We start from the raw sequence: 26,801 nt of genomic DNA, 5'->3' as shown, positions 1-26,801 counted from the left end.
AGGGGGTATTTCATGTTTATTTTAGTGATAAGCATCTATTTAAGAAGCTTGCAAATTGAGCACGAGTAATTTGTGCATCTGGTCTAAATGTATTATCTGGGAAACCTCCTGTTAAATCATTTGCCACAAGTGCTTGGATATTGCTGTATGCCCAGTGTGTTGATTTAACATCTGTGAAGGAAACTTTACTTGTACCTGTTAATTTGTAGGCTCTTGTTAAAATCGCTGCCATCTCTGCACGTGAAAGCTGTCCGTTTGGATTGAACTTCCCTGCTTCTTGTCCTTTAATAATGCCAGCCTGCTCGACTGCTGCAATGGCACTATATGCATAATGACCTTTACTTACATCTTTAAAGCTAGAATCCTTCGTTGTTGATAGATTCAGTGCTCTGGCAATGATTGTAGCTGCCTCTGCACGTGTAATGGACGCTTCTGGCTTAAAAGTACCATTTGAGTAACCTTTAATTAGCGATTTATTGTATAAGCTTTGGATTTCTGAGAACGCCCAATGTCCTTTGTTCACATCCGTATAAACTAATTCTTCATGATTATCTTTGTAGACAGCCTGTAATTGATCGAAGTACAGCTGACCTTTCTTTTGAAGAGAAGCTGTTGGTTGAGCAACATATAAACGTTCGAATTTCAATGGTGTTGCTAGATTACTTGGAATATCAGCCGTTACGTATTTCCAGCCATTCCAGTCTAGGCCGCCCTGACTTGTGAAATCAATCGTGTGCTTAGTTCCTGATCCATCTACGACAACGCCTCTTAGCCAATGCTTACCTGCATCGCCAAATACCCAAACACCGATATTTTTGGGCTGACCTGACATAGCAATAGGTGTTTTAGCAACCATATAGGCAGCCTTTGTTCCTGTGCCCGCTACTGTAAAATCATAGTTTAATTGCATGCTAGCTGTTCCCTGTCTCGCATACTCTTTTGAATTTGCTAATGAAGCATTCGCCTTTGCTACTTCTGTTGTCCAAGAAGACACATTATCAAAGCTATCTAGCACAATAGGCTTTTCTGCTAAATCTATTACAGAAACAGCTATGGACGTACGAATACCTCCATATTCTCCAATAATTTTCCCTTCACCCTTTTGAGTAGCTGTAAAGGTTGCACCATCCATCTTGCCAATATTTCCTTCAACTGACCATTTCATACTTGTCGGATTGATGGTCATCGGATTTAAGTATTGATCATAAGCAGTCGCTACCTGCATATCTACAGATGAACCTTTCATGACTTGACCAACACTATTTAGCGTAATAGATTTTACATTCCCTGGTGGTGCTGTATTAACGACCTGTAAAATGGCCGAAACACGACGCTCACTGCCCTCAGACGGTTTGTTCACAAGATTGGCGAAATACCCTCCTGGATTGCGCGCAACCATCGCTGTAGAACCACCACCATCTAAGTTAATAGCCGAAGTAGCCCCCATTGAAATTAAATGTGAAGCTAAATCTGATAAGTTAACACCATTACTATGACCACTTAAGCGACCATCAATTGTAATAAGTGACACCTTTGTACCTGTAGCATCTATCGCTACTGCTGTACGGGGACTGCGTGTCGAAGCAAAGCCAGAATTCGTTGGCATTGAAATATCAACTTGACCATTACGCACAAGCATTGGTCCTGCAGCTAAAATGAATTGAGCATCCATCCATTTTTGATCAATTGATAAGCTGACATCGATATTTGTACCTGCCGAAATATTGCTTAATTCAGCAGCTACTTCTTTATTTTGTACTGAAATAACAAAACCATCCGCTGGTACAGATGAGTTTCCTTCTGCACCATACGTCGTTACATGAGAAACTGTGCCTGAGAATTGATCACCGAAATGCAAAGTACTTGTATCTTGGCTAGCACCTGACACTACTAGTTCTAACCCCCATGCATTTGTACCAGTTGTTTTTTTTTCTGGCGTATATAAAACGTTTTTATTTGTTCCTCGTTCACTATTAATGAGATCAATAGGATATGTTTTTCCATTTACTTGAAAGGAGAGATTCGTTGTATAATAATCTGCTATCGCTTTCCCTGACTTAGATAAGCCAAATGCAACTGGCTTTTGAGTCGGGCTATCATACGTATCTCCCAAAATACCATAATTGACAATTTCATTCTTTTCCGCTAACAAATTCGCGGGCATACCATTTCCTAAAAAGTATGAAGCATTGACAGCTCCAACAACACGATGGCCATCATACGTGTTTTGCTTCGCCATAGCAGATGTCGTTTTTAGGGAATTAATAGGATTGGGCATCCCAATTTCTAGTTTTGTATATGTATTATTTAAATTTACATCTAAAACATTTACAAACTGACGGATAGAGCCTGAAGTATAGGTTTGCTGTAAGTGATTTACTTGTGGGGATATCTCTGTTTTCACTTCACTCACTTTATTGCCAAAACCGGCTGCTTGCCCATTGAGGGGGCTAACAGTTAACATAAGCACGAACATAACTACAACAATTGAGACTAATTTTCTTGCCAATTTCTTCACTCCGAATTAATCAAAGTATGGCACGATGTCATGTCGATTGACCCGTGCCAGTGACTTCTTTATTTTGTTTCTACATAGATAGCTACTGGAAGATTGACACCACCAGCATGCATTAGTTCTAATTCAATCGTGCCTGATGAACCTTTCATTTCGTAATCAGGCAATTCCACATATTCTTCTCCTACTCGTAAAGAAGGCACTAAATGAACCTTACCATTCACCTTAATTGCACCACTGTATAAGCCTCCGCGACCAGCAAGTTTCAGCTTAATCGTTTTTGTAGACCCAGTTGGATTTACAACAGGAATTGACACCTTGTAGTTCATACCGAAATGACCTGGATTTCCGACTGCTCCATTAATTTGTGAAAATGAATTTTCAGCTGTTTGTAGATGGTCAGTACGGCCATTCGAAATGTTATAGCCGACTTCCGGCGAATCTACCGTATAGGCAGGTAGCTCTGCTAGAATTGTAGCGCTTGGCCAAGCACCTCTTGGATGCTTTGCATACTCATCGATGGCAACCTGCTCCGATTGAATCGTTGTTAAATCACTATTATCTTTTGTAAGCACCGTGCGAATCATATACTCTGGTTTTCCACCATTGACCGCTTGAATATCTAAATCATGTAAAAAACCAATAATATAATCATGGTGTAGATCGTATGTTTCAATGACCTTTGTTTCTCCTGGTGCAATGACAAGTCCGCTACTTTCTGATTTTTTAAGCTTGTTATTTAAGGTAGCATCAGCAATTGTCAAACCAATATCATGCCCTACCCAGCTATTACCTGTCTTTTGGTTAATACCTCTTGAATCTACAACTTTAATACTTTCTGTCGTAGACTTGTTTTGAACCGTAATCCCAATATTAACATCTGTGCCTAGTGTATTGTAATGCCACCCAAAGACACGGTGCTTATTCGTCACTGCCGTTGAGTTCACGTCATATTGGGCAAGCGTCACATTATTCTTTGGCACAAGCTTACGCGTTAACGTTTCAGGATTATCACTAATAAATAAATCACGATCTCCCTCTAAACGAGCAGAAGGAACAGTTGCTGGCGATGATGTAGAGCCATAAGATTTTTCAAGGAATGAACTTGTGTACATATAACGGTAAACGTAAATATACATTTCTTTTTTATCACTGATATAACGTAGATTACCACCTAGCGCATTTACAAGAAACGTAATAGGCACATACATTTTTCCTTTTTGAATAAACGGTTTTTCAGTTAATGTTACCGTTTCGTTATTCACAAGAACCTCATTACTATTATCTTTGAAAACAAAGCTCATCCCAGCAATTTGTAATTCAAAGGAATTGTCTGGGAGCCATGCACCCGCAGAATCATCTAAATAATCGTAAATATAGTTAGCTGGTAAATAAGATCTTGAATCCTTCATAATAATAGGATCTTTCATCACGATACGTTTGTTATTGATATGTAAAATATAAGGATCTTCCTGAGGCGTTTCAGGCAGATCATCTGACATTGTAATATCTACCGATTGTTTTTCTGGGTCCCATTGAACATAGCCATCAAAATTTTCACTAACGAAACGCAATGGCATATAAGTACGATCTTTATACATAAACGGTGCGACATCCATCGCTACTTCTTGTCCATCTACTAAAGCCGTCATCGAATCAATCTTTAAATCCACAATCTTCCCGTTACGAGTAGCTGACGCAGTCTGTGTTTCTTTATTCCAATCCACATTTGCACCAATCGCTTCATATAAAGCACGCATTGGTAATAGTAAGAAATCCGATTTATTTAAAATAGGGTCATAGACACTAATCGTCTCTCCATTAATTGTAATCGAAACATTGTTTTTTATCTGAATTCCATTGTTACTAATTGCTGATGCAGATGCTTGTCCAGGCAAAATTGTAGCCAAAGCAACCGCTGATACAATACATGTATTCCTTAGTTTCTTAAACATGCTATTCTCCTTTTTTTACATTCAAAATTGTCTTTATCATCTTAACATGAAAAAACCCCAAAATGTGGGATTCTTATCGAAAAAAGTAGAATTCGGTACTAGAGTTCTAACCTCTCTCCTTCAAAAGCTTCATATCAAGTAAATGATATTCCAAAATGCCAGTATATTTTCTTGCAAACTGTTTTCTTCCTTACTAGATCCTTATATATACCCTCCCTTGAAGTAAATTTTAAAGCAATGATGTAGCTGCTTTCTATGCGATTCATACCGATATATAGATAGTATTTGATAGGTAACTAGATTGGCCGATATTATTAGAACAACTAGCAAACTATTTTATAAAGTAGACTCTTTTTATTTAAAAAAGTTACATAGCCTGGAGAAAATGGTGGATTATTCTCGTGTTTTGTATTAAAAAAAGCTTCATTCCTAAAATACGGAATAAAGCTTAACTGGGGTGGACGATGGCGATATAAGGAAAGCACCCTCAGCTGAGAGTGCTTATAATAGTTATTGATTTCATTGATTGCATGTTTTGACTTAAAACATAGAAAAATATATAGCATCATATGACTTATTTTGATTTCCATATCATTTCTACCCATTCCGGATGGTCGATAAATGGATTACGATTACCTTGGATTTCATAAATTCGATTGTTTCTTTGTCTTTCATAGTCGTCTACTGGATCATCCTTGTGCCACTGCAATAAGACAGAAAGTTTGCCGTGGTAAGGTGCCGAGCCATTATTTACTTTATCATTTAATTCAAGATCAACCTTATCTCCTGGCTCATAACGCGTAGCCATGTAAAACAGCATTCGAGCAACATCACCTTTTACACGTTTCGGCGGTTCGAACGAATCGGAATCCCTCAGACAACCCGTACAACCAGTAACTGGACTTCCTCCATTATCGAAGTCTAAATTTCCTCTCGAGCTATTAACCTGCACATCCGTTGGGCGTAAATGATGAATATCTGTTCCAGGTCCATTACTAGTTCCGAAATTACCATGGGATTTTGCCCAAGTATGCTCTCTATTCCAGTTCCCGACATTTCCACCGCTATTTGTTTTAGAGCTAGATTTTCCAGAGTAAAATAAGATGACATTACTCGAATTATTTGGGTCTTCATCTGTATATTTTATGGCGTTCCAAACATCATTATAAGAAAGTACTTTTTGCTTCGAAATGATGTCATGAAGCGCACTTTTTAATGCCTGTCCATCTTTATTCATTGCACCTGCATAATAATCATTGGCTGCAGATACTGTCACACTGAAATTTGTAGTCACACTTTTTTTGCCATCTGAAGCCGTCACCCCAACAATATGACTGCCCTCTGTTAAATGAAGCGTGAGTGTCTTTCCGTTTATAGAACCTTTCGTAGCAGTAAACGATAATTCATCACCATCTGGATCAGAGAAATGATCAGTTAATTGAATATTAATGACTTCTCCAACTGCTATCACTTTGTTTGTAATAGGCTTTTTAATAGTAGGTTGCTTATTTTCAGACGGTAAAGAAGGATCCACAATGGGATCCCCTTTTGAATTAGTAAATTTGATTTTCTCAGGAGCCGCACCATTTATATACTTTATTGATTGGATTTCAATTTTGTCAGCCCCTCTAATTTCTTTCACATTCGAACCGTCAATCGTTATAGATTTCATAGCATTACCTTTTAGATCAATAATTGCTCCTGCTTTATCAGGAATTATGATTACATCCGTTGTCTTAAATCCTTCACCATGTAATTCAGCATAGTTGCCTTTTAAGAATATACCCTTTGTAATAACAGATTGAGCATCTAAATATACTGCCACACTCGGTTTCGTAATCGTCAATTTATCAGTTTTAAAGTTCTTAAAATTATAGATTGTTTCAGGCTGTATTGGTTCAACACTTGAACCATTTTTCAAATCAATTTGAACCATGACTGGATCATGATCACTTGCACGTCCTGCCATATCTGTAAAGTCTGCATTTATGTGCAAGATATCAATCTCAGTTTTATTAACTAAATTATTGGATACTAAAATATGGTCTAATACTTGTGAATTTCCTTGATATACATATGTGTAACGATCAGAGTCATCTACTTTATTAATCATATTGATCATTAATTGACCTTCATGAATTTTAAGAGCCTCTGCAAATTGATAGTCGTTAAAATCACCTAAAGAGACAATATTTGCATCCTTATTGTTTGTTTTAATGTCTTTGACAAAATCATAAACAATTTGTGCAATTTTTTTGCGTTGTACCTCACTACCATTTTGAGGTGGCTGTATAGCACCAAACAATGGTGTGTCACCTGATTTTGAATTCCAATGGTTTGCGATGACTACTACATCTTCTCCTTGGAATTCAAATTGAGCAGCTAATGGTTTACGGCTACTATTAAACGCTGTATTTGTTGGATCAATACGTCCTGGATTCAATGTTAATTTACCATCTTGATAGCCCACTGCTGTAGTAGCATTACCTGTTGGCATGCCCTCCTTCAGCTTCACACGATCTGGGTTATAAAGGAAGCCCACGCGTATATTTGCGTTAGGTGCGCCACCATCCTGATTGTTAATTGGATCGATATTAACATACTGATAGTCGACGCCACCTGCTGCTTTAATAGCGTCAATTAATCTTTTATAGCTTTGATCTGCCTTCGAATCACCTACAGTTGCCCCGTTATTATCTTGTACCTCTGTTACACCAACAATATCCGGGCTTTCCATATCAATCCCGATAGCTCTTGCTAGTTTTCTCGCCTTTTCGTCAGTTGTGGACGATTTATTATTGGAGAAATTTTCTAGATTGTATGAAGCAATCGTTAGTTTATCATCAGCTTTTACAATTTTTGTTTTCTCTGGTGATGTAGATCCTTTTTGATGAGCTGCTTTCATTTCATCTAATGGAACATAAATTTTAAAGTTTTGATAGGAATAACCTACAATACCTGTAATAGGACCCTTAAAGGTATCACCTGTCGCTACTTCAAAGTCACGTGCAGTGCCATTAGGTTCTAGACGAAATTGTATTCTATTTGGATTTGCATTACCTTCTTCAAACCGAACACCACCATGGAGAGTATTTGTCTGCTCATCTTTTAGTACCGTTACTAAATCACCATGCTCTTGTGGTGCAACAGCTTTTACATCCCCTACTTCAACACGCATACCTTCAATACTTTCCCAAAAATCAATGGCGTCGATGGTTGGGTTGAACGTTTGCAACTGGTCGCTGTCAATGTTATTGAAAGACATTTTTAATGGATCGATTTTAATAGGTTCTGGTAAGGCAACACTAGTTTTTATAACGTCTACTTTTCCACCCTGATCGTCCCGAACATTAATTTGTGTTGTTTTTAAATCTGTTTGCTGCCTATCATCGTATCCATCATAAGCATACTCACTTACTTGTCCTTTCACAGAAACTAAGTTACCGACGCTGAGTGGTAATTTCTTGTTTCCGCTATATAGAAGAATTCCCTCCGATGTATTCGGGTCATCATCTATCCATTCATCAGGAGTTTGAATTGTATAATAATTGTTTCCTCCTAACGCAAAGGAGTAGGTTACGATTCCCTCAATTCCTTCAACAGTTTTACCATTGAACGAAGAGGTATGACTAGCACCTTGAATATCATGAATTTGTAATTTATCAGTAAGCGTATATTCATAAGTAGCCACTTCACTTAAAGTACCATCTTTCGCTTTGACCACTGCTTTTAATATAGTAGTTTCAGTAATATCAATCGGTGCCTCATATTTTTGACTTTCAACAGTTGGATCAGAACCATCTATTGTAAAATAAATTTCCGCTTCTGCCGTAGTTGTAGTCAACGTAACGCTAGTTTTTCCAATAAATGTCCCGCTTCCAGGTGATGCGATAGCAGGTTTTAAAGTAGAGCTATCCGTGACGATATCCGCTTTTGATCTTGGAATCACTTGATAAGCTTTATCGAACTCTTGAACAATCCCCGTTATGGATTCATAAATAGTATCTTTAGTCAATCCAAGAGTATTTGTTTCATCACGCACAATAAAATTAGTACCATCACTTGCCGTAAAATTAGCAAAGCCTGGTTGTTGATTCACATCTGTTAGCGTTACATTTTTTACTGTTACTAACAGTGATTCATTCTCTTCACTCACTTGAGCACCTGTTACTAGTTTAGGGATAGGGGCACCAGTATTTTCAACCTTTTCAATAATTGTAGCACTATCTAATTGTAATAACCCTCTATAGTCCGCTAATTTACCTGTAAGCGTTACTTCGTCTCCAACTGTCATAGCTAGACTAGTAGGTCGAACAGCAATACCACCGGTTTCATCTTGAACAGAGATTGTATTTTTCAAGGTCGCTGCTACTTTACCTTTAATCGTTACTGTTTCCCCAATACCTTTCGCTCTTGCCTCACCAATCGACAGAGTAACCGGTACTTCAGGGTCCGTTGGGTCGACTGGCCCTGGATTTTCGGGGTCAACATTTGTATCCATTGTATGCTGTCCTAAATTTGAAAAATCATTATTGGGGAATGTCGTCCATTCTGAACCTGAATTAAACGTGTCAGAGATATTCGTATCCCCAAAAAGGACTGAGCTTTTTCTTACTAATGTGACGTCCTTTGCAAAATCTGCTGAAGAGCCCACCTGTCCAATTGAGTCAATTATTTCCGAGGACTTCTTTAAGACGATTGGATCATTGCCATTAAAGTTGATAACAATCGAATTTTCAAGATTCCCTTTTGCTTTTATAGCAGCATCAGCATCTTTATGATAGACAACATACGTTGCTCCATTATCTAAAACACCTGATAGATTCATTGTTTTATCAGCGGCCACTGCACCATTTGTATGAAGCTCTAATGTATAATTACTTAAATCCACTGGTGAGCCCGTACCATTGTATATTTCAATTGCCTTATTAAATGAACTTCCCTCGATATACTCTGAAATAATTAAATCCTTTGCAAATGTTTCAGCTTTAACTGTAAGTGGTGCTATTGGTGCGACAACGCCTGCTACTAGTGTGGTTGCTAAAAAGGCATTTACGGGTTTTTTCCAATTCTTCTTGGACATCAAGTTAATTCTCCTTTCAATTATAGGAAGGTTTTTTTGTAAAAATTAATTGCAAAGCCTCTACTCTCTGAATAGAAGGCTTTGCAATTAAACTTATAGAATTGTTTCTCCATTCACTGTGATTCCATCGAAATCCACTTTATCAACATCTATTTTGGAAAGATCTAGATTTCCTTCTACTTTCACATTTACAAATGATAATTCATTTGTGACAGTACCTGTTATGATTAAATGACCCTTCACTACAGCATTTTCTAAGATTGAAATATTGTTAATATCAACTGTTACATTGCCTTCATATACTTTAGGGGTAGTAACTGTCCCGGAGAATTCAGTTTCAGCAATAGTTTCGTCAGGTACTTGACTGTTGGAAACGTCTACAACTCTTCCCTCAACTTTTGGATTGACTGTGCCAAGAGACGTAATATACTCAGCTAGGTTTTCCCAATCTGATAAACCTAAATCGGTCACACGGCCCTCTTCGTATGCTTTTTTGAAGACATCATAGCCATCTCCACCTTTAGCTGTAAACGCATTTGTAGCTATTGTATACGTGACATTATCCTGAATCTCTACATATTTCCCTTGTCCATCCATATATGAAACTTTAACAATTCGTTGACCCTTTGCTTTAGATGAATCGAACTCAACCTTTGCACCCGAAACATGTAAGAAACCACCATTTTCAGCTGGATATTGTCCAACACTCACTTCTAAAGCTTCTTTTAATTCTTTGCCAGTTAGGCTCATCGTCGCTAAAGTATTACCAAAAGGAAGTACCGTTATGACTTCCCCCACTGTAATGGGCCCCTGATTAATACCAGCTCGAATACCCCCACCATTTTGAAGTGCCAAAATGACATCATTGTTATACTGTTTAGCCTTTTTTAGCATTCCATCTGTAATTAAATTGCCTAACGGAGTTTCATTTTTTCGAACACTCGGTTTTGTATTATCTCCACCTGTTCGAGGATTATCTAAGGCAATACTTGCGGTTGCCCCAGTCACTGTATTAGAAAGTTCTTCAACTTTATCTTTAAATGGTTTTAATGTTGCAAGCGCTTGCGCATCCTCTACATAATCAGCTACTTTTAACAAAGCCCCATTATGCGCAACGACAACTCCTTTGTTATTAAAGGTAACATCTAAAGTTCCTAAATAATCATTGTACTGATAGGCTTGAACAATCAATGTAGTATCCTTTGCTTGTCCAGCAATATTTTTATCTACCACAACAGGTTTATCTAGCTGGGTATGACTATGCCCGCCTACAATCACATCAATTCCTTCAACAGATTTTGCCAAGATTTGATCATTATCATACGCTGGATTATCATCATAACCAATATGCGTTAAGGCAATAATTTTATTAACACCTTTATCTTCAAAGGCTTTGACTGCTTTTTTGGCTTCTGTAATATAATTTTCAAACGCAATACTTCCTGGAGACGATATATCTTTCGTTTCAGCCGTTGTTAATCCGAAAATACCTACTTTCTCTCCATTCACTTCTTTAATAATTCCATTGTAGATTTTTCCGTTTTGAGGCTCACTAGAAATAAGATCCGTAAATAAACCTGTGAACTTTGTGTCCTTTGAAAAATCAACGTTAGAAGAAACGAATGGGAATTGCGAGCCTTTAATGAAATCAACTAAGGCTTGATGTCCCTCAGGAGTAGCGCCTAAATCAAATTCATGATTCCCGAAAGTCATGACATCATACTTCATTAAATTCATAAACGCTAAATCAGCTTGTCCTTTAAATTCGTTAAAATATAAAGTTCCCGAGAAAACATCACCAGCATCTAATAATAATGCGTTCGGTTTTTTAGCTCTAACCTCCTTCACAGCGGTTACCTTTCTAGCGATATTCGCTAAATTAGCATGCGTGTCGTTCGAATGCATTAACGACAAAGTAAACTGCTTATTGCCATTCCCACCTTATACCACATCTCTCTATCTGGGCTTTCGGTTTGGGCCTACACCGTACAGGCGACTTTCATCGCATACGGCGTGCCATCAATAGTCTAAATATTCAAAACTTATTTCCCCACTACAATATATATGTAAACATAGTAATGTTAATGCACTATTTTTATAGTATCTATAGTATGTAAATAAATTGTAATATTAGTAATGTAATAGCTATCATAGAAAATTTGATAAATTTTAAAAAATATTATCAATAGATTTACAGTTCCAACATGCTGCCGGCAAAATAGATCAATAAAAAGAAGAACCTCCTAAATGAAAGCAGTTTAGGAGGTTCTTCTTTGGATGGGGAATAAATATAGTTTCTAAATAAACGTAAAAAGAATCACACAGGAAAGTGATAGAAAAAAGAAAAGGACTCACCCGAAGGTAAGTCCTTTCTTATGAATTGCTCTACTGAAAAAGAAAGTAAGCAAAAATAGGTTTATTCTTTTAGTGTGAAAAAGATGTATAAACAATACAAATTAACCCTCAAGAACGCTCTCAAATGAATGTTTGGAAACACACTTAAAAACCACAAAATGAAGTTTAGTTATTCCATTAAAGGGCGCGATTTTGGAGCAACACAGGTAGAAATAATCAAACTTATAAAACCTAACTTAAAACTGCTACAGAAGAATCCCTTTTGATCAATCTTTTTTCAAAAGGGATTCTTCTTATTAACGCAAAATAAAGGATTGCAATGCATTTTTGTTCAAATTACATTTCAAAGCAACACACTTTCTTTACAGAGCTTCTAATATAAACTTCTCGATTAAATATTGATAAACAACCTATCAGTCATTTGATAAGCTGTTTATTATAGTCAATCCACTTTTCCATTTCCCTCTCAACAGCTCTATTTTGCCATTCAAACCAAATCCCAGAACATTCACTACAATGACTGTCTACCCCGTTCTTTCTATACGTATCTCTATAAGTAAATATAGTTTTTTTACGACAACTGTAGCAAAAGATTTCTTTTTCTTTATAAAATTCCATATTGAACCTACCTAATGATTTTTACTTATTCATCTCCTTTTTTCATTAAAGTTATTCAAACATTAAATACTTAGAAGTTAAACTTTTAAGAGTTTGCTATTGCTTTATTAAGAAAAGGTTTGTATTAAAAATCAGATTACATTGGTTAAGAAATATAATAAACATATACATGGAATCTCTCTATATTAACTTGAATGAGCATTCTTCTATCCAAAGTTTACTTTCTTTCATTGAGTAAATACAAAATAAAAAAAGAGACAATCATATAATATGATTGTCTCTAAGTTTAAAAATGAAAAGAAACAAATTTTAGGGAAATAAGTTTCTTATAGATCTACCACTGACTGGGTTTCTTCGCTCCTGCTAGTTTTACCCTTCTCCTATGTTACCATACAAGTCCAAACGGCTAGCGATCCACACTACTACAAACCCGCTGCCATCTTATTAGCCTCACTGGTGCTGACACACCTCTTCTAACAAGACTTCAAACGTTCCACTACTTCCATCCCTTATTTTGATTTCCTTAGGTTTCCACTATCCAGGAATAAGAACGACCGGTTTAACAGTCAATTCATCGATCGCCACTATAGCATTGCATCTATAGGGATATACAGTGAGCTCCTAGCTTTATTTCGCACCATACATTAGCTTACCCTGCCTACATGGATTCGTCTGCCTAACCATAGAAATCTTTTAAAGAACCCCGCCCCGGTACTACCGGATACGACTTTACCTGACTTCATCCCTTTTGTGTCATTCAGCACAGCACTGGATGCAGGAGGATTAGGTACTTGTAGACTGACTGTTTTACAAGAACAGGACTTTCACCTGTCAATTGGAAGTAACAGTTAGAGAGAAAACCCCATAATTATTGCTTAATGCAAAACATGGGGTTTTCAGTTCCACTCATTTCACCGAATAAATCAGTTTATAGAGTAACGTTTCGTTTAGTTTTATTAAGAAGCTGTTACTTCTGTACGAGTTACAGATTTATTACCTGCAGCGTCAGTTACTTCAACATAATATTTAGTACCAGCAGTTAAATCAGCAGTTGCAGTCCATACAAATGAACCATCAGCGCTAACTACATCAGTACCAGCAACAAGGTTACCACCTGTTGCAGTATCATAAACTGTCACTTTTGAACCAGCTTCAACAGAAGCAGCAACACCAGTGATAGCTTTTAAAGTAGCAGTAGGTGAAACAGCTGCAGCAGGTGCGATACCATCAATAACGATAGCTTTATTAGCACCTAATGAACCTGAAGTTCCAGGAGCTTTTAGTGTTAATACAGCGTTGTTACCTGCAGCATCTTTAATTGTAGCACCAGCTAATGTGATTACTGCACTTGCTTCTACATCAAGATCAGCAGAAACGTCACCAGCTTGAACAGTATAATTAAATACTAGTGTATTTGTACCTGAACCAGATGCATAAGTTGCAGCACGGTCAGTTGCACCAGTTTCTAATAATAAAGTTGGATTACCACCAGTAACATTTACAGCTTCACTAAATGTTACAGATACTGGAATAAGATCTCCAATTTTATATGTTCCATCTGCAATAGTAGAAGTAATGTTAGTTACTGTTGGAGCAACTGTGTCAATAGCACCTACAGCAGTTGAATATTCAGAAGATGAAACTGCTTTGTTACCAGCCTCATCCCCAATGAATGAAGCATCTTTCTTCACACTTACTTTATATTCATCGTTTGTTGAAGTTTTTAATTCAATTTCAATAATATTCGCTTTAGAAGATTTAAGAGCTGTTTCGTATTCTGCTGGAGATACAACTTTTCCAGTTCTTACATTTGTAACTACTAAATCATATTTGAAATTAGCCTGATCAACAGCTTTTAAGTTCTCACTGAATGGTAATTCAATCTTATTGCTATTTACTACCAAACGATGTTGATCCTTAGTTAATTCTACTTGTGGCTTAACAGCATCTTTTACATTTACAGTAGCACCAGTAACATTGTTACCAGAAGTAGTTGTAATTTTGTTATCAGCTTTAACTGTTAATGTTAAAGCATCTAATGCAGTATTTGTAAAGCCTGTGCTACCTACTTCACCTGATAATTTTACTGTTACAAGATCTGAACCATCAGTTTCAACTGAAGCAATAGATACACTTGAACCAGTTAAAGTAAAGTCAGAAACTGCAGCTTTACCAATTGGTTGGTTAAAGCGAACTTTTACAATACCTTTTTCAGTTAATTTTGCATTATCAGTAGTGTTTTCATCATAAGCAGTTAATGTTGCAGCTGCAGTATTTGGAAGAATATCATTTCCACCAAATTGCTCAACGATATTACCAGCAACATCTTTAAGTGCTAATAATTTAAATGATGTTACATTAGCAGCTTTAGTAGAATCGTTGATTCCAACTAGGTCATTACCAATGTATTCTGGGAAGATGATACGAACAGCTTTACCACCTTGTACAGGAGTTACTTCTGTACCTGAAGGAAGTTGTTGTTGTTTTCCGTTAATTGTAACAAGGTAATTTTTAGAATCAGCAAGTGTTGCTAAATCCATTTCTTCGTTAAAGTTAACGATGATTGTACGAGTTTTGCTATTTGCAGAGTTAGATACGTATTTTGGAGCAACTGTATCTTTACCAGTAATAGTAACTGTTACATCATTCATTGTATTTTGAAGTTTTGTAGTATCACGTACTCCAACAACTTTTAGTTTGTAGCCTTCTGTTAATGCATCGTAAGCTTCAACTGTAAATACTTTGTTTACACCTGTTCCAGTTTCGTCAGTAACAGTTTTAATTGGAACAACTTTACCATCTTTATCTGTTAAAGTGAAGTACTTAGTATCACCAACAGCAATTTTAACTTGTTTGTTAAATTTAAGAGTGATTTTTTTGTTATCCACTTTGTTAATAGAAGCTTCAGTAACTTCTGGACGAGTTTGATCTACTTCAGCTTTTACTTTAACTTGAGTTTCAGTAATTTGGTTACCTGAGTAGTCTTTAACACCTTCTACGAACAATGTCATTTCATATCCAGGTAGTGCATTTGCAGAGAAGTCAAATTCATAAACATCTCCAGCAATTTTCTTCACTGAACCTGCAGCTTTTTTATCTGAACCTGACATCCAGTAGATGTTAGATTTAGAAATTGTGTCTGCATCAACTTCTTCACTGAAAGTAATTGTTACTTTTTCAAGAGTAGCACTTACACTCTTAACAGTAGGAGCAACTTTATCTTCAGCCACTTCAAATTCAACTTCTTTAGTTAAAGCTTTGAAGCCTGCGAAATCTTCAACACCAGATACTTCTAATTTGTGTTTTCCAACTGATAAGTCTGTAGAAGAATAAGGTTTTAAGATTAACTCACGAGAACCTTCATCAACAGTACCAAAGAATGATTTACCATCTAGTTTGAAGTTTGTTGTAGAAGCTTTTTTAATTGGCTCAGAGAAAGTTACTTTAATAGCTTTTGTTCCAAGAGATTTCACTTCTGAAACTTCAGGTAATGTGTTATCAACTGGAGTGAAAGCTACATTAGTAGCATCAATAGTTTTTTCTCCTGCTTTAACATTTTTCACTGAAAGTTTGTAAGATTTTTGGTTTTCTAAAACTTTACCGTTTACTTCTTTAACTGCTAAACGGACAGTTTTACCATCTTCTAATAATGTAGCTGAATCTAACTCAATTGAGCTATCAACAGTATATTTATCAACATCTTCAGCAGATGTTTTGTCAACTTTACCGTCGAACTCTACTGTGATTTCTTTAAGGTTAGTTGCAGATACAGATTTAACTGCAGTAGCTGTAGTTACAACATAAGTAACTTTAGCTTTGTATTCAACATCCTTAATTTTGAAAGTAACTTCTGTTTCTTTATTAGGCTCTAAAGCTGTTTCTAAAGTAACAGTTTCTTTAGTACCGTCAGATAAAGTAACGTTTAAAGTTTTAGCGTCAACTACTTCGATTTTGTCAACTTTTGGAGTAGCATCTACGTTTTCAACAGTACGTGAGAATACAACTGCGAAGTCTTGGCGAGTAATTGGAGCATTTGGGTTTAAGTTTGTTTTACCATTTGCTTCAGAACCTTTGATAACGCCGTTTGCAACTGCGATTTCTAGGTAAGATTTAGCCCATGGTTTAACAGTAGAAGCGTCAGCGAATTCGCTTAGATCGCCTTCACCCTCTAATCCGAATGCATCTACTAAAATTTTAGCAGCTTCAGAACGAGTTAATTGTTTGTTTGGTGCGAATTCAGTTGCACTTACACCTTCAAAAATTCCGTTTTCTACAGTTGCTGCGATAGCATCGTAGTACCAAGCATCTGCTTTAACGTCTTTGAAGTCTACAGCGCCTTCTGCTTCTAATTCTAAAGCATTAGTGAAGATTGTAGCAGCTTCTGCACGTGAGATAGTTTTAAGTGGGTTGAAGTTGCCGTTAGCATCCCCTTGGATTACACCAGCGTCTACTAAAGATTGTACTGCTTCTTTAGCGTAGCCAGAGATTTTGTTGAAGTCGTTTAATTGTGCAGCAGATGCTACAGGTACGATTGCTGATGCAACTAATGCAGCTGTTGCTGATGCCGCGAAGAACTTACGGCCTTTGTTTTGCTTTGCCATTAATTTATTCCTCCCTAATATTCCTAAAAATTGATATTATTCCGATGAAAACTATAGTATCACCATAATTAGTTGCCTAAATTTATGTATTATAGCTTTCTCGAATAATTCAAAACTAAAGCAAATTTTCTTAGTAAAGTTACTAGAAAAAGAGTAGTAGAATACCATTCTAGTAAGCTTATTCACTTTCTACAATAATATAACATTATCTTTTCCGAAATTCAAGCACTGGGACATAAATTTAGATATAGAAGATTTTTTTACCATGGTATTTACTAGATGGCTACTTTCTTCCAACTAATTTTACCCTCAAATGTATTGGTAACATATAGTTCCATTTCCTATTATACCTGACTCTCCATAATAACCAAGCATTTTCTGGAATGGTTACTAAATTGTCAAAAATTAAAGATTCCCGTAATATTTTAGTTATATTTGTAAAGAAAAAGAAACATAGGTAGAGCTTTTTAGCGAATTCCACCTCTTTCCTTCTCTTTTTAAGAGTTTCTTCATTATTAAATGCTAGCTAAATCTATCTGTCCCTATGTTGTAATAATAGATTACCTTTTTTTGTGTTACACTTTTGGTAGTTTGATAGAACAATTATCAGCTATTGAAGGGAGCTTGAAACATGAAACGAAAATTTCCTCTTTACGGGGCAGTGCTTGCAGGAATGCTCTATCTTGCGCCTACTACCGCTTCAGCAGAAGATATTTCGAAGCACTGGGCCTATCATGAAATGAACTATCTTATTACGAACGATTTAATGAAGGGTGACGAGTTTGGCAATTACCGTCCAAACGATGCCGTCACTCGAGCTGAATTCGCAGCATTTCTAGTCAGAACGCTTAACTTGCCAGCTGCTTCTAGTCAAGCAACCTTCTCAGATGTAAAGAAAGGCGACTGGTACTACGGAGTAATCGAGCAAGCGAGCTATCATGGTCTGATTAAAGGTGACGAGCAGGGCAAATTCAACCCGAACGCACATATTAATCGTCAGGAAATGGCGGCTATGTTAAAAAGAGCTCTCAATTATCAAAACATCCTTACATCTTCCTCCCCTATTAACTTTAGTGACAATGCTCGTATCGCCAAATGGGCCTATGCTGATGTACAAGCTGTCGTAACATCAGGGCTACTTGTAGGGAAGCCAAGTAATCAATTTGCACCGCTTGCACAAACAACTCGTGCTGAAGCAGCGACCGTTCTCTATCGTTTAATTCATTTAGAAGCACCAGAAACTGGTGGAAAGGAATATATAACGACGAATTACTCATTTGACTATTCCTCGGTGGTTAATAAACAAACTGCCAATAATCCAAAGGTCGACGGTGCTGGCATTTTTACTGCTAGCAACGCACTAGTGTCATACTATGTACACCCAAAGAGCGTTATGCAGGAAAGCCCATCTTTTTATCAATTTTTAAAACTATCCACTGTGGTCAATAATCTGAATGCCAAGGAACTAAATGACAAGGTACTTGCTAATAAAGGAAGCTTAGCAGGTACGGCTGATGCCTTTATTAAGGCGGGTGTCGATAATAATGTAAATGCTATCTATCTGGTATCACATGCTTTACATGAAACAGCTAATGGTGCCTCTGCGCTTATGAATGGCATTGAGGTAGGCTTAGATACGGGTGGAAAGCCAGTGATGGTCACTCCTGAAAATAGAGACAGTTTAACCGCAATTAAGAAAACGTATAATGCTTATGGTATTGGTGCTATTGATGCAGATGCTAATAAATTTGGTGCTGAGCGTGCTTATACAAATGGTTGGTTTACCGTGCAGGATGCGATTATCGGTGGGGCACAATTTGTCAAAGATCAGTATATTAGTAAAGGACAAGATACGTTATATAAAATGCGCTGGAACCCTGATAATCCAACCGTCCATCAATATGCTACACATGTAATGTGGGCAGTCATTCAGGCGAAAAAGATTTATGATATTTATGAATTAGTTGGTGCACATACGACAACGAATTTAGTGTTTGATGTTCCAGCTTATCAGGGTCAGCCTTCCGCTCCATCCTTACCAAGCCCTACGAAGCAATATGCTTTAGATTCCTATATAGCTGGGGCAATCGGAAAGGCAACAACTAATCTCAATATGAGAACGTATCCTAATACTGCAGATGCTGCATCCATAATGACGAATTTACCTAAAGATACATCCTTCAAAGTACTTGGAGAAAATGGTGGTTGGTTCAAAATAAGCGTCAATGGGCAAGAGGGCTGGGTGTTTGATGATTATGTTCAGCTAGAAAATGGTTTACAGATTGTTAACATGAACATCACGCTCAATGTTCGAAGCGAACCGTCAACAACAGCTGCTATACTAGGTACAGTTAAACCAAATGGCTTTATTATCGGTGCAGTAGATGATAAAGGCGAATTCATAAAAAATGGTGCCTGGTATCAGGTTATCTATAATGGCAAAACCGGCTGGGTGCACGGCGATTATATTGTGAAAAAATGATTTTCCACGATCATCTAAAAAGAGTGCGATATTGTTTCGCACTCTTTTTGTTGTCTTCATGACACGAATATAAAACACTATATAATAGAAGAAACTCAAATCGCCCTTTTAGGATCAATACCTTTTCCTCCTAAAAATTAGTGCATTTTTTAATTTAATTTTCTTGTATTGTGCAAGGGGATTACCCTTTTTATAACGATGAATCCCCTTTTATGCAGCCTATATCAATAGGTGAACTATTATCGAAAATTTCCTGTCAATATTGCTTTTATGGTATGATAGATTGCAGTGAAAAAGGAATTACAGAAAGGTTTGAACACTATATGAGGCATGTAACGATTATGGGCGTACCCTTTTTACATATTAGTCAGCAGGGGTTTGTAGATCTACTTGTTAATCGTATTGAACAGCAAGAAAAAACTTTCGTTGTGACAGCCAATCCTGAAGTTGTCATGCAGGCAAATGAAAATCCTACTGTGAAGGGATATTTAAATCAGGCAACTTACATTTGTGCGGATGGCATCGGTGTGGTTAAGGCTGCTCAAATCCTTGGAGATTCACTTCCAGAGCGTGTGACAGGCTATGATACCATGGTGAAACTGTTGGAGGTTGGTCAACAAAAGCGCTTTAAAATTTATTTATTGGGTGCACAAAAAGAAACAATTGAAAAGACCATTGCCAATATTCATAAGAATTATCCAAATGTTGAAGTTGTTGGCTATCATGATGGCTTCTTTGATTGGAATAACAATCACATTGCCGATGATATCGCAGCCTTACAACCTGATTTGGTGTTTGTTGCTTTAGGAGTACCGAGACAGGAAAAATGGATTACTGAAAATCTGGACAAGTTTTCAAAGGGCGTATTTATTGGTGTAGGTGGCTCCTTCGATGTCATCGCTGGCACCGTGAAGCGTGCACCAGTCATTTGGCAAAAGTTAAATCTTGAGTGGCTTTATCGATTACTTCGCCAGCCAAGTCGATTTATAAGAATGCTCGTCCTTCCACGTTTTGCTTTAAAGGTTTTCTCATTAAAGCTTAGAGGGCAGGGCACAGCAAAATGAGTCAATCAACATTTGTCAAAAGTACACTCGTCTTAACGATTGCGACATTACTTTCTAAGGTAATCGGAAGCATTTTCCGTATACCCCTTCAAAATATTGCTGGTGACGAAGTACTGGGTATTTTCAGTCTTGTCTATCCTGTCTATATGGTAGCTTTGTATTTATCTGTTGCGGGTATCCCTATTGCTATTTCTAAATTGATTGCGGAGGCCAACTCAAGTAAGGATACTGCCAAAATAAAGAAAATTTATGTGACCGCAAGAATCCTTGCCCTATCCTTTGGCGTCATTAGTTTTACAATCATTTACGGTTTTTCAGCACAGATAGCGAATGCACTTGGTGGACCATCAACAGAAATTGCGTTAATTATTGTGGCACTGACATTACTTGTGGCTCCTTATATGGCCGTCTATCGTGGCTTTTTCCAAGGCTTTGGAGATATGCGACCTACTGCTATCTCTCAAGTAATTGAACAGTTAGTTCGAGTTGCGTTAATTTTAATTGTTGCATATTTGCTAGTTGGGATGGATTATTCAAATGACATTGTAGCTGGTGGAATTATGGCTGGTTCTGTCCTTGGGGCACTCGGTTCACTTGTTTATTTACTCTATAAATATTTCCGTTCTTCGGTAAAAGTTTCGAGCAAGGAAAAATATTCTAGCAAGGATTTCTCCACATATAGTAAGACTATTTTAAAGATCTCCATTCCAATTGCAATTGGTTCTGTTACAATGGCACTTTTTAACTTTGTAGATTCATTTACAGTCACATATGGCTTGAGAAATGCAGGCGCTGACGCAAGTGAAATTAGCTTCCTTTACGGAATATATGGCCGCGGGCTGACATTAGTTCAAATTACGACTGTATTTGCGTCTTCGATTATTTTACCGCTTGTGCCACTCATTACTACTAAGATTGCCGAACGTAAAATGGATGAAACACGCAGTATTATTGAGCGAACACATCGTATGACTCATCTAATATCATGGCCGGCTGCTATTGGACTGCTAGCCTTAACCTTGCCTTTAAATCTAGCTCTTTTCAAAGACTTAGAGGGAAGCTTAATGTTAGCCATGATTAACCTTAGCTCGGTCTTTACATCTCTGACTCTTCTCGGAACTGGTGTTTTACAGGGAATGAATGCTGCTAAAACAGGCGCTCTTATTATTTTAAGTGGCGTTGTTCTGAAGGTGTTTGCGAACATCTTCTTCATTCAAGCATTTGGTCTAGATGGTGCTGCCTATGCAACTTTATTGGTGTACTTTGTGTTATTTATTGTAAATACTGTCTTTATATATCGTATGATTCGCTTTACTGTTCTTGGAAAAGATACGGTGAAAATGATTGTGTCTTCGATCGTAATGGGAGCAGCCGTTGGTTTACCAACGCTTTGGCTTGATTTTACACATGGGTCTCGTATGTGGGCAATGGGCTATCTGACTATTTCCATCATCGTTGGAGGAGCTATATACTTCCTTTTACTTTGGGTAATGAAAGCTATTCATAAGCAAGATTTAAAGAAAATCCCTGTTATCGGAAAAAGATTTTCATAAATAAGAAAGGTAGGACACTTATGTCGAAACAGAAATGGCTTTGGGGAATTATTGTTCTTTTACTCGTCGTTTCCTCCACAGGTATTATGATGAGGTGGAATGCGGAGCAATCGAATGATTCTTATGAAATTGTGATTCCCTTTGATGAAATACAAACTGCAGATAAAAACAGTGATTTAACAATGGATGAAATCCTTTCCTCCTTAAAGGAAGCTGGACTGACAACTGTTAGTCTAGAGCCTTTAACGTTAAAGGAAATGGAAAAACAAAATTTAATTACTGTTTATAAAGAAAACGACCTAGCAGCACAATTATTATTTACACCTTATAAAGATGCTGTTGATCGTTCAAAGAGTGGTTACTATATTCGAGTACCTGAAAATGCTGACTACCAAAAACTCATCAAAAATAGCGTAGAGCCAGAGGAAGTTCAAATAGGAGAAGAGGCTTTTTATTTCCTCCCTACTTCTAACCATAACTTTGACTTAAAAACACCAATTGGCTACGATCAACCTGCTATGGATGTCATTAGTAAGCATGGATTAGGCTATGTCTTTAAAGTGGAAAATGCCGATAATGAAGTGGCTAACGATAAATTGGTGAATCAATTACTAGCTTTAAAAGATGGTTCATCAGGTCGCTTGCTTGGTCAAGGCGATGAAGCGATTGGCTTTGGACAAGAAGACGGCCATCAATTAGTAGAAAAATTAAGTGATGCTGGCTATTACTTCTATACAATTGAAAGTAATCCATTGAAGGGCGAAAGTAAAATCGCCCAAAAGACCGATTACAAGATGATTCGTTTGCATAGTATTAACATCAACAGACAAACGAAATTAAAGTTAAATGAAAGTATTGACCGCACAACAAGAGCTGTAAAAGAGCGTAATATCCGCTCTATCTTCTACCATATTAAAACAACTGGTAATGCCAAGGAAAATGTGGAGCAAACAATTGACTACTTAAATGGAGTACACGATGCAATGCCAGATCATTTCCAACCTGGCGAGCCAAAGCTGTTTGATAAGGTAGTTGTACCAGCCTGGGTCACAGCGGCTGTATTATTAGCAGGTATTTTATTTACCTTTATCGTTTCAGAATTAGTCAAATGGTTGCCTCTACGCTTTGCGGCAGCTGGATTTATGACAGTACTAGCTATTGCGTACTTTATCCTGAAAAGTACTCTATTCTTACAGGCATTTGCATTAATTATTGCAGTCCTTGCACCTACCTATGCCGTAATTAAATCGGCTCAAGGTTCTACGAAAATGTCTAAAATTCTTGTGCAATACTTGAAGGCAGTAGCGATTAGCCTTATCGGGATTGTTATTGTCATTGGCTTATTAAATGGCAATGCCTTTATGACAGGCTTTGCTACATTCAAAGGCGTGAAGTTAGTTTATCTGATTCCAATTATGGGCGTCCTCCTATTTACATTAATTGAGATGAACCGACTAGCTGATCAAAATATTAAAAAATCTTTATCAAATACGGTAACATTGTTAAACAAAGAATTAAAATATTGGCATGTACTTCTACTAATTGTCGTGGCGGGTATCGGTTTATTCTACATTAGCCGAACTGGTAACTCTGGCTCAGTTAGCGATTTAGAATTAGCGTTTAGACAATGGCTAGAAAATACCTTATATGTACGACCAAGAACGAAGGAATTCTTAATTGGTTTCCCATTCTTTGTTTTAGCATTATACGTAATGGGCATTAATCGCAAATGGGGTAGTATCTTACTCGTACCAGGTGTGATCGGGTTCTTATCAATCGTTAACACCTTTACACATTTACACATTCCAGTAGCTGTTTCTGTATTGCGTACACTATACAGTGTGTCTCTTGGTTTTGTTATAGGACTGGTCTTTATCCTAATTTTCAAAGTAGGTTATCGTTGGGTTTCTAAGGCAATCGCGAGGTGGTCATAATGCACATTGTTTTATCTGGCTATTATGGTTTCGATAATGTCGGAGATGATGCTATTCTGTTGTCCATTATTCAAGGCTTGAAGAAATGGCAACATGATATAGAAATCACTGTATTGTCGAATAACCCTTCTGCTACAGAGCAAACGTATGGCGTGAAAGCCGTGAATCGTTGGAAAATGAAAGAAATCCACCAATTGCTTAAAACAGCTGATGGACTTATTAGTGGCGGCGGCAGTTTAATGCAGGATCAAACAGGCATGAAAACTATTCCTTACTATGCGGGCGTTATTCAAATTGCAAAATGGCTGAAAAAGCCAGTATTTGTTTACGCCCAAGGTATGGGCCCAATCAACCACACTCTTAGTAAATTTATCGTGCGTAAAACCTTTAACAAGGTTGATCAAATTACGGTTAGAGATAAAGCTTCCCAAACTCTTTTAACAGAGATTGGTGTACGTAAAGAGGCTAAAATCGTCCCGGATCCTGTTATGGGGCTAAACGGTGGCGACTTTCATTGTGAATGGTTAGAACATGAATCTCTAACAGCCGAAAGCTATATTTCAGTTAGTGTTCGTGACTGGCCATCTACAATTGCGTATAAAGAAAAAATTGCACATAGCCTAGACCAATTAGTGCGTCAGGGTGAGCAAATTGTTTTCTTACCCATGCATGGTGAGCATGATTTAAAAACTTCTCAGGAAGTGGCAGCACTCATGCAGGAAAAAAGCTTAATTGCTCCTTCCGATTTATCCATTGAGGAAAAAATCGCGGTTATTGGACAATCTCAATTATTAATTGGGATGCGATTACATTCCCTAATCTTTTCTGCCATTTATGCTACACCGTTTATCGCCATTTCGTATGATCCGAAAATTGATGCATTTGCTGATATTGTTGATCAACCGGTAATTGGGCATGTCGAAAAGGATGATTGGAACGGTGTCACATTGTTCGAACGAGCGATCGCCATTCTAGAATCGTATACGACCGTTCAAGAAAATATGCGTCAGGCTGTGCTGCCATTACAGCACGAAGCTACGGCAACGGCTAAATTAGCGATTGAGACTTTTTCTAAATAAACATTAAAAATGATGAATTTCAATATTAATTGAAATTCATCATTTTTTTCCGACGTCTAATAATTTTAAAACGGACTGAGCCTGCTGCATATGCATCGCCAAAACATATTGACTGGCCTGCATTAAAATCTGGGCTTTTACCATATTCATCATCTCTTTTGCAATATCAGCATCTCGAATTCGTGACTCTGCTGCTTGTAAATTCTCTGCGGTATTCACATTGGCATTATAGGCATGTTCCAAACGGTTTTGATAGGCACCAAGACGAGAACGTTCATTGGATACTCGTTTTAAAGCGTCTTCCATAGAAGATATAGCCTTATCTGCCTCATCCCTCGTAGCAATCGAAACATCTTTCAAACCTAGTGCTTCTGAACCGACACCATTGATCAACAGTTCAATGCTCTGCCCTGCATTGGCACCTGCCTGTATTTTAATCCCATTTGTTTCATAATCGCCGTTCAGTAATGTTTTTGTATTAAATTCAGTATCGGTTGATATACGTTGAATTTCCTTCTTCAGCTCTTGGAACTCCAAATCCAGTTGTTTCCGGTCTTCATCCGTCAATGTATCATTGGCTGCCTCCACTGCCAGTTCTCGCATACGCTGAATCATCGCATGTGTCTCATTTAATGCGCCCTCTGCTGTCTGCACTAATGAGATGCCATCCTGTATATTCTTTGCCCCCATATTCAATCCGCGAATTTGAGCACGCATTTTTTCAGATATGGCAAGACCGGCTGGATCATCTGCTGCACTATTGATTCGGTAACCTGTAGAAATTCGTAACATTGCTTTACTCATAGCACCATAATGTCGATTCATATTATTCAGGATCGACATCCCTGTAGCTGACCAATTACCTAGCATTTACTCACCACCCTTTTGCCACTTATATCGGTCTATCCTCCGCTTTTTTAACGTTCCATCGGTAATAGTTTCCAATATAGTAGGATTTATTAATTATTTGAAGGAAAGTTATTCATCCCTTTAAACTTTTGACCTACCTGTGATAATAAAAGCACCCCTTCTCCTAGTAAGAAAAGTAGGTGCTTAATGGGTATACCATCTATTCAATTTTGAAACCTCCAAGTTGATGGTTCTTTTGCTGCAATAGATTAAAAAAGAGTGATTTATTGTTCTCTAATAATGCTTGATCGATTAAGTAATCCAGATTTCTGTTCTCAATTTCTGCAATAAGCTGATCAATTTCACCTACAGTCACTGTAGAAACAAGAGGAAGTTGCTTCGGTGTAGCGCTTTCAAGTATAGGTGCCAGATGATCATGGACGTTGGTAATAAGAAGTAGCTGATAAAGTGGTAATCGAATAAATCGATTGCCCTTTTGGAATACAAACACCTCAGATAAATTTTCAATTTGTTGTGTCTTCATGTTGATAATCATCTCTTTACCTTCTATGGGAATGAAATGGAAAATCTCATTCTCTTTTAAAATAGAGAAATATTGATAAGCAAATACGAGACGTAATTTGTCTCCAGTAATTTTTGTATAAAACGGCTTCATGTATTGAACTTGCATCATCCTTCATCCCTCCCAATTA

At 37.3% G+C, this 26,801-nt stretch carries 11 protein-coding genes and 1 pseudogene; 5 read left to right on the top strand and 7 right to left on the bottom strand.

The window, feature by feature from the left end; genetic code table 11:
* Positions 1-16: 16 nt before the first annotated feature.
* The 5 genes and pseudogenes from KVT27_RS17920 to KVT27_RS17900 form a co-directional block, all read right to left on the bottom strand.
* Positions 17-2,518 (bottom strand): S-layer homology domain-containing protein, encoded by a 2,502-nt coding sequence (locus tag KVT27_RS17920; RefSeq protein ID WP_261613097.1) that lies wholly within the window; start codon positions 2,516-2,518, stop codon positions 17-19.
* A 59-nt stretch (positions 2,519-2,577) separates the two neighbouring features.
* Complete coding sequence (locus KVT27_RS17915; protein WP_217581707.1) at positions 2,578-4,470, bottom strand: stalk domain-containing protein; 1,893 nt, start codon at positions 4,468-4,470, stop codon at positions 2,578-2,580.
* Positions 4,471-5,044: 574 nt separating this feature from the next.
* Positions 5,045-9,553, bottom strand: a complete 4,509-nt coding sequence (locus KVT27_RS17910) for an endonuclease (RefSeq protein ID WP_217581706.1) — start codon at positions 9,551-9,553, stop codon at positions 5,045-5,047.
* Between the two features lie 93 nt (positions 9,554-9,646).
* Positions 9,647-11,473: pseudogene (locus tag KVT27_RS17905) on the bottom strand (bifunctional metallophosphatase/5'-nucleotidase); the annotation flags it as partial.
* A gap of 2,009 nt (positions 11,474-13,482) precedes the next feature.
* Positions 13,483-17,127, bottom strand: coding sequence for an S-layer homology domain-containing protein (locus tag KVT27_RS17900; protein ID WP_217581704.1), 3,645 nt, complete (start codon positions 17,125-17,127; stop codon positions 13,483-13,485).
* Between the two features lie 631 nt (positions 17,128-17,758).
* Between KVT27_RS17900 and KVT27_RS17895 the strand changes: the two genes are divergently transcribed.
* The 5 genes from KVT27_RS17895 (at position 17,759) to csaB (ending at position 25,239) form a co-directional block, all read left to right on the top strand.
* Positions 17,759-19,609, top strand: a complete 1,851-nt coding sequence (locus tag KVT27_RS17895) for an S-layer homology domain-containing protein (RefSeq protein WP_217581703.1) — start codon at positions 17,759-17,761, stop codon at positions 19,607-19,609.
* Positions 19,610-19,950: 341 nt separating this feature from the next.
* On the top strand, positions 19,951-20,673 hold the full coding sequence (locus KVT27_RS17890; RefSeq protein WP_008181379.1) for a WecB/TagA/CpsF family glycosyltransferase: 723 nt from the start codon (positions 19,951-19,953) through the stop codon (positions 20,671-20,673).
* Complete coding sequence (locus KVT27_RS17885) at positions 20,670-22,226, top strand: putative polysaccharide biosynthesis protein (RefSeq protein WP_217581702.1); 1,557 nt, start codon at positions 20,670-20,672, stop codon at positions 22,224-22,226. The genes KVT27_RS17890 and KVT27_RS17885 overlap by 4 nt, the downstream gene beginning before the upstream one ends.
* Positions 22,227-22,246: 20 nt before the next feature.
* A complete protein-coding gene (locus tag KVT27_RS17880; protein ID WP_217581701.1) occupies positions 22,247-24,160 on the top strand; it encodes a DUF5693 family protein in 1,914 nt (637 codons plus the stop codon).
* Positions 24,160-25,239, top strand: a complete 1,080-nt coding sequence (csaB, locus tag KVT27_RS17875) for a polysaccharide pyruvyl transferase CsaB (protein ID WP_217581700.1) — start codon at positions 24,160-24,162, stop codon at positions 25,237-25,239. The genes KVT27_RS17880 and csaB overlap by 1 nt, the downstream gene beginning before the upstream one ends.
* A 39-nt stretch (positions 25,240-25,278) precedes the next feature.
* Here the strand turns inward: csaB and KVT27_RS17870 are convergent, their stop codons facing one another.
* Positions 25,279-26,109, bottom strand: a complete 831-nt coding sequence (locus KVT27_RS17870) for a flagellin N-terminal helical domain-containing protein (RefSeq protein ID WP_217581699.1) — start codon at positions 26,107-26,109, stop codon at positions 25,279-25,281.
* A gap of 199 nt (positions 26,110-26,308) precedes the next feature.
* Positions 26,309-26,782, bottom strand: coding sequence for a hypothetical protein (locus KVT27_RS17865; RefSeq protein ID WP_031418525.1), 474 nt, complete (start codon positions 26,780-26,782; stop codon positions 26,309-26,311).
* Positions 26,783-26,801: the final 19 nt, after the last annotated feature.

It is taken from the genome of Lysinibacillus sp. GbtcB16 (assembly GCF_019091145.1).
Lineage (GTDB): Bacteria > Bacillota > Bacilli > Bacillales_A > Planococcaceae > Lysinibacillus > Lysinibacillus fusiformis.
This window is presented reverse-complemented; position numbering and strand designations above follow the sequence as displayed.

Coding starts and splice junctions, on each gene's coding strand:
- KVT27_RS17915 (WP_217581707.1), bottom strand. CDS start 4,470: ATGTTTAAGAAACTAAGGAATACATGTATTGTATCAGCGGTTGCTTTG.
- KVT27_RS17910 (WP_217581706.1), bottom strand. CDS start 9,553: ATGTCCAAGAAGAATTGGAAAAAACCCGTAAATGCCTTTTTAGCAACC.
- KVT27_RS17900 (WP_217581704.1), bottom strand. CDS start 17,127: ATGGCAAAGCAAAACAAAGGCCGTAAGTTCTTCGCGGCATCAGCAACA.
- KVT27_RS17895 (WP_217581703.1), top strand. CDS start 17,759: ATGAAACGAAAATTTCCTCTTTACGGGGCAGTGCTTGCAGGAATGCTC.
- KVT27_RS17890 (WP_008181379.1), top strand. CDS start 19,951: ATGGGCGTACCCTTTTTACATATTAGTCAGCAGGGGTTTGTAGATCTA.
- KVT27_RS17885 (WP_217581702.1), top strand. CDS start 20,670: ATGAGTCAATCAACATTTGTCAAAAGTACACTCGTCTTAACGATTGCG.
- KVT27_RS17880 (WP_217581701.1), top strand. CDS start 22,247: ATGTCGAAACAGAAATGGCTTTGGGGAATTATTGTTCTTTTACTCGTC.
- csaB (WP_217581700.1), top strand. CDS start 24,160: ATGCACATTGTTTTATCTGGCTATTATGGTTTCGATAATGTCGGAGAT.
- KVT27_RS17870 (WP_217581699.1), bottom strand. CDS start 26,109: ATGCTAGGTAATTGGTCAGCTACAGGGATGTCGATCCTGAATAATATG.
- KVT27_RS17865 (WP_031418525.1), bottom strand. CDS start 26,782: ATGATGCAAGTTCAATACATGAAGCCGTTTTATACAAAAATTACTGGA.